The sequence below is a fragment of the Ferrovibrio sp. genome, assembly GCF_029255545.1.
GTDB lineage: Bacteria > Pseudomonadota > Alphaproteobacteria > Ferrovibrionales > Ferrovibrionaceae > Ferrovibrio.
In genome coordinates this window covers 1-4,861 of record NZ_JANLJJ010000061.1, presented here as the reverse complement: position 1 = coordinate 4,861, position 4,861 = coordinate 1, and the positions used below count along the sequence as shown (strand labels likewise).

At 65.9% G+C, this 4,861-nt stretch carries 7 protein-coding genes; 5 read left to right on the top strand and 2 right to left on the bottom strand.

The genetic code is table 11. The features are described from left to right. The 3 genes from Q1J79_RS12085 to Q1J79_RS12075 all read left to right on the top strand — a co-directional run. A partial coding sequence (locus tag Q1J79_RS12085) for a benzoate/H(+) symporter BenE family transporter (protein ID WP_300300595.1) occupies window positions 1-1,125 on the top strand: 1,125 nt, incomplete at its 5' end. Between the two features lie 137 nt (window positions 1,126-1,262). Next, complete coding sequence (locus Q1J79_RS12080; protein ID WP_300300592.1) at window positions 1,263-1,694, top strand: hypothetical protein; 432 nt, start codon at window positions 1,263-1,265, stop codon at window positions 1,692-1,694. 16 nt (window positions 1,695-1,710) lie between these two features. After that, window positions 1,711-2,535, top strand: a complete 825-nt coding sequence (locus Q1J79_RS12075) for a DUF2145 domain-containing protein (RefSeq protein ID WP_300300589.1) — start codon at window positions 1,711-1,713, stop codon at window positions 2,533-2,535. Between the two features lie 39 nt (window positions 2,536-2,574). On the opposite strand, the gene Q1J79_RS12070 is transcribed toward Q1J79_RS12075, so the two are convergent. Then, window positions 2,575-3,234, bottom strand: a complete 660-nt coding sequence (locus Q1J79_RS12070) for a TetR/AcrR family transcriptional regulator (RefSeq protein WP_300300586.1) — start codon at window positions 3,232-3,234, stop codon at window positions 2,575-2,577. Between the two features lie 104 nt (window positions 3,235-3,338). Here Q1J79_RS12070 and Q1J79_RS12065 point away from each other — a divergent pair, with 104 nt between their 5' ends. Beyond that, window positions 3,339-3,842, top strand: coding sequence for a DUF6622 family protein (locus Q1J79_RS12065; RefSeq protein WP_300300583.1), 504 nt, complete (start codon window positions 3,339-3,341; stop codon window positions 3,840-3,842). Window positions 3,843-3,922: 80 nt separating this feature from the next. Continuing rightward, complete coding sequence (locus Q1J79_RS12060) at window positions 3,923-4,231, top strand: hypothetical protein (protein WP_300300580.1); 309 nt, start codon at window positions 3,923-3,925, stop codon at window positions 4,229-4,231. Between the two features lie 4 nt (window positions 4,232-4,235). Here the strand turns inward: Q1J79_RS12060 and Q1J79_RS12055 are convergent. After that, a partial coding sequence (locus Q1J79_RS12055; protein WP_367182985.1) for a LysE family translocator occupies window positions 4,236-4,861 on the bottom strand: 626 nt, incomplete at its 5' end.

Genomic DNA, 4,861 nt, shown 5'->3' with positions numbered 1-4,861 from the left:
CTGCTCTCGGCCTTCGTCGGCTTCGCCTCGTCGTTTGCCGTGATCCTGCAGGGCCTGACCGCCGTGGGCGCCAGCCAGGCCCAAGCCGCCTCGGGCCTGATGGCGCTCAGCATTGCCATGGGCCTCTGCGCCATCCTGCTGAGCTGGAAAACCCGCCTGCCGGTCAGCATCGCCTGGTCGACGCCGGGCGGCGCGCTGCTGGCCTCTTCCGCGATTGCCGAGGGCGGCTTCAATGCCGCCGTGGGCGCCTTCATCGTCTGCGGCCTCCTGCTCACTATCGCGGGCCTGTGGAAACCGCTGGGCCGCGCCGTCGCCGCCATCCCGGCCGCTCTGGCCAATGCCATGCTGGCCGGCATCCTGCTCAGCCTGTGCCTGGCGCCGGTGAAGGCGGTGGCCGCCTTGCCCGTGGCGGGCCTCTCCATCGTGGTGGTCTGGGCGCTGGTGGCGAAATGGAAGCGGCTTTACGCCATGCCGGCCGCCGTGCTGGTGACGCTGGGCTTCATCCTCGCCGGCGGCGAGATCTCGGCCGATAAACTCGGCAGCCTGTGGCCGCAGGCGGAATTGGTCCTGCCGGTGTTTTCGCCCTCGGCTTTGCTGGGCATCGCGCTGCCGCTGTTCATCGTCACCATGGCGAGCCAGAACATTCCCGGCATCGCCGTGCTGCAGGCCAACGGCTACAAACCCGATCCGACGCCGCTGTTCCGCGCCACCGGGATATTCTCGCTGCTGGCCGCGCCCTTTGGCGGCCATGCGGTGAACCTGGCTGCCATCACGGCGGCGATCTGCGCCGGGCCCGAGGCGCATCCCGATCCGAACAAACGCTGGGTGGCGGCTTTGGTGGCCGGCATTTTCTATGTGCTGTTCGGCTTGGCCGCCACGGCGGCGACAGCTGTGTTCAGCGCCGCGCCGCCGATCCTGATCCAGGCGGTGGCCGGGCTGGCCCTGCTCGGCGCCTTCGCCGCGTCGCTGGTGAGCGCCTTGAGCGATGCGCAGAGCCGCGAGGCGGCGGCGATCACCTTCATCGTGGCGGCCAGCGGCCTGACCCTGTTCGGGATCGGCGGCGCCTTCTGGGGGTTGATCGCCGGCGGCGCCATGCTGGCGCTGGCGCGCTGGCGGCGAGGATAGCCTATTTAAGGTTGACGTTACGACAGGTCGCCGCCACAGTTTCGCCCAAAAGCAGACACGAATTATACTTGTTCGCGTCATGCCATTGGCGGGCCGGCTGGCAATGGGGTGCCGGCGTCACTGAAGGGGATTTTGCAATGCTTCGTTCTTCTGTCCTCAAACTGGCGCTGATCGCCGGTCTTGCCGCGTGGCCGCTGGCTCAGGGCCACGCCCAGAGCGTGGCGAATTATTCCAATGCGCTGTCGAACGCGTCCGGCCTGTCGGCCCACGGCTCCGGCCTCGTGGTGACCGGCAGCATGGAAAGCGTGGCCGCCTCGGGCAAACTGACGGTACAGGCCATCGAACATACCGCAGAAGGTATCGTGCTGGTGCTCAAGACGTCTGGCCAAGCAGCTGGCGTCAGCGTGCAGGTGGCCAAGCAATCGACGGCGGCGGCTTCGCTGGCCGCAGGCGCCGTGATCGAGGTTGTCTCGGAGGCGGCCGGCTATGCGCTGATCCATGCCGGCCAGCTCATTGCCTATATCCCGAATGAAATGGGCCGCGCCATGGTCCACCAGACCAAGCGCTGAGCGGAGACCTATAATCATGCAGATCGGAAAGATCGCTTTTGCCGCCGCCCTGCTGTGGGCCGGCGTGCAGGTTCCCGCACTGGCGGGGGGTGGCTGTTCCCAGCGCGCCATCCAGCCCGTGGAAATCCGCAACGCCTTCAACATGGCGGCAAAGACACGCGACTATCTGGAGCAGTCCGGCGCCAAGCTGGCCCTGGTGGCGCGCGCCGGCGCCGACCTGTCGGAACACGGTCTGCGCTACACCCATATGGGCGCTGTATTGCGGGATCACCCGGCTGGCCGCTGGATGTTCGTGCATCTGCTGAACGAATGCGGCGCCGATACCTCGGGCATTTATGACGAAGGTCTGGTCAACTTCTATCTCGACGACCTCTTCGCTTTCGATGGCGTCGTGCTGATTCCCACGCCAGAACTGCAGGATCGGCTGTCTGCCATTCTGGCCGGCCCGCGCGCCACGCAGTTACATCATCCGCTCTACAGCATGATCGCGCGACCGACGGCGACGAAATACCAGAACTCGAACCAGTGGCTGCTGGAAACCATTGCCATGGCCCAGGCGCCAGAGGGCAGCGTCCATACCCGTGAGCAGGCGCAGCAGTATTACGCTTCGCGCGGCTACAAGGCAGACACGGTGCGGATCGGCGATTTCCAGCGCTTCGGCGCCGGCTTCACCCGCGCCAATGTGCGCTTCGATGACCACAGCAGCGAAGAGTCGGGCACGCGGCGCTATGAAGTCGCCAGTGTGCGTTCGCTTGCCCGTTATCTGGAGACCACGCAAGCTATCATTGCCAAGGCGGTGATCACGCTGGACGGTCCGCCGCGCGAACCGCTGAAATACTGACGCGGACTTCCGACAGGGAAGCGATCGCCGGCGACTTTACTATCTTGGCTTCCCGGTTTTGCCATAGGCCGCCATCACCTGTTCGGCAGCGTGGCGGGCGCGCTGTTCCATCTCCGCCTTGGTCGGCGGTTTGACCAGCCCCATCAGCAGGCGCAGCAGCAGATCGCCCCACAGCAGCGAGAAGAAAAAGGCGCTGATCTCGGCCGGCGGCGCAGGCGCCAGCAGCCCGTCTTCCTGTGCCTTGCTGACCAGATCGATGAATATCCTGCGCATCGGCTCGCGGCCGCGTTCGTCCAGGGCCCGCGCGATCTCGGGGGTTCTCTGCGCCTCCGTTATGGCGAACCGGAACACGATCAGGACATCGGGGCCGCAGATGCCGGCCATCGCCGCCGTGCCGAATTTCGTCAGCGTCGCCAGCAGCGCCTGCGGGTCTGACGGCCGCGGCAGCGCCAGCGGCACCTGCATCTGCCGCGTGCGCCACTTGATGCATTCCACCACGATCGACTGCTTGTCGGCGAACAGCGCGTAAAGCTCGCGCTTGGAAACCCTGGCGCGGGTCGCGATCTCCAGGGTGCTGGCGCCGTCGAAGCCCAGCTCGCGGAAAGCGGCGAAGCCCGCGCGCAATACGCGGTCCCGCATCTCGGCGCGCATGTCGGCGGCGCGCTCCCCGGATTCTGCTGCTTTGGCTGATTTTCGCACGGGACCCTCTTGACTGGTACTATAGCGTACCATATAGGTTTGTCATGTTGGTACCAATGAGTACCAACATGACCCCGCCAAATCTGCCACTCAGGGAGCCCGTCATGCCAAACCTCCTCACCATCCTCCAGAACACGCCCGCCTGGGTGTTCGTGCTGTTTGCCATCCTGCTGGCGCTCGGCCTGATCGGCCTGCGCACCCGAACGGTGAAGGTCTGGCGCCTGCTGGTGGCGCCGGCCGTGTTCATTGCCTGGGGCGTGTATGGCCTGGCGCTCCGGATGGATGCCTCGGCCCTGCTGCCTGTCTACTGGACCGCCGCCCTGGCGATCGCGTCGCTGGGCGCATGGTATGGCACCAACCTCGACTCGATGCAGCCCGACCCGGCGCAGCGGCGCGTGCGCGTGGAGGGCTCGGTATTCCCGCTGGTGCGCAACATGGCGCTGTTCTTCGCGAAATACGCCATCGGTATCGCCATCGGATTTGGCCTCTCCGACCCGCAGACCCTGTATCCCTTCGATGTGGCCGTTTCCGGCGTGAGCGCGGGCTATTTCATCGGCTGGCTGCTGCGCTTCGCCCAGCGCTACCGGAAAGGTGCCATTCCCGCCTGAACAGGGCCCGCGTGAGTTTCATGTAGCGGGAACCTGGGCATCCGGCGGCAGTTTCCTCCTCTGCAGCAGAGGAGGAAACCATGCCCAAGCAAATCACCCCACCCAGGTCTCCCAAGCCGCCGCGCCAGTTCACCCTGGAGCCCGGCGATGCCGGCAGCCCGCACGGCCCGGCCCATACCACGCCGCTGGTGAAGGGTTCACCCGCGCAGCGGCGCTACGGCCCCGGCACCTATGGCAACGATCAATTCGCCGCCGAGCATCATGACGACATCAGCAACGATCCCACCCTGCCCGAAGGGTTGCAGGACAGGCAGGGCGAGGTTAAACGCCCGACTCTGCGCCCGAAGGAAAAGCGTTACGGCCGCATCGGCGATGACGGCAAAGGTTAGCGCCCTAGCGCCTGGCTTCCAGGGCCATGCGCACGGCCAGGCCGGCCAGCACGGTGCCCATCAGCCAGCGCTGGATCAGCAGCCAGAGCGGACGGGTGCCGAGAAAACCCGCGATGCTGCCGGCGGTGAGCGCGATCAGGGCATTGATGCTGACGCTGACCGAGATCTGCGTGAAGCCGAGCAGCAGCGACTGGCCCAGCACATGGCCCGCTTCGGGCGTGATGAATTGCGGCAGCAGCGAGAGATAGAGCATCGCGATCTTCGGATTGAGCAGGTTGGTGATGAAGCCCATCATAAAGAGCTTGCGGGGTGAGTCCTGCGGCAGCTGTTTCACCTGGAAGGGCGAGCGGCCATTGGGCCGGAGCGCCTGCCAGGCGAGCCAGAGCAGATAGGCCGCGCCGCCGTAGCACAAAGCCTCGTAGGCATAGGGCACCACCAGCAGCAACGCCGTGATGCCGAAGGCGGCGGCCAGCATGTAGAAAACGAAGCCCAGCGCCACGCCGCCCAGCGAGATCAGCCCCGCGATACGCCCCTGGCAGATCGAGCGCGAGATCAGGTAGATCATGTTCGGCCCGGGCGTGAGCACCATGCCGAGCGAAACAAGCGCGAAGGCGATCAGGTTGGCGGTGG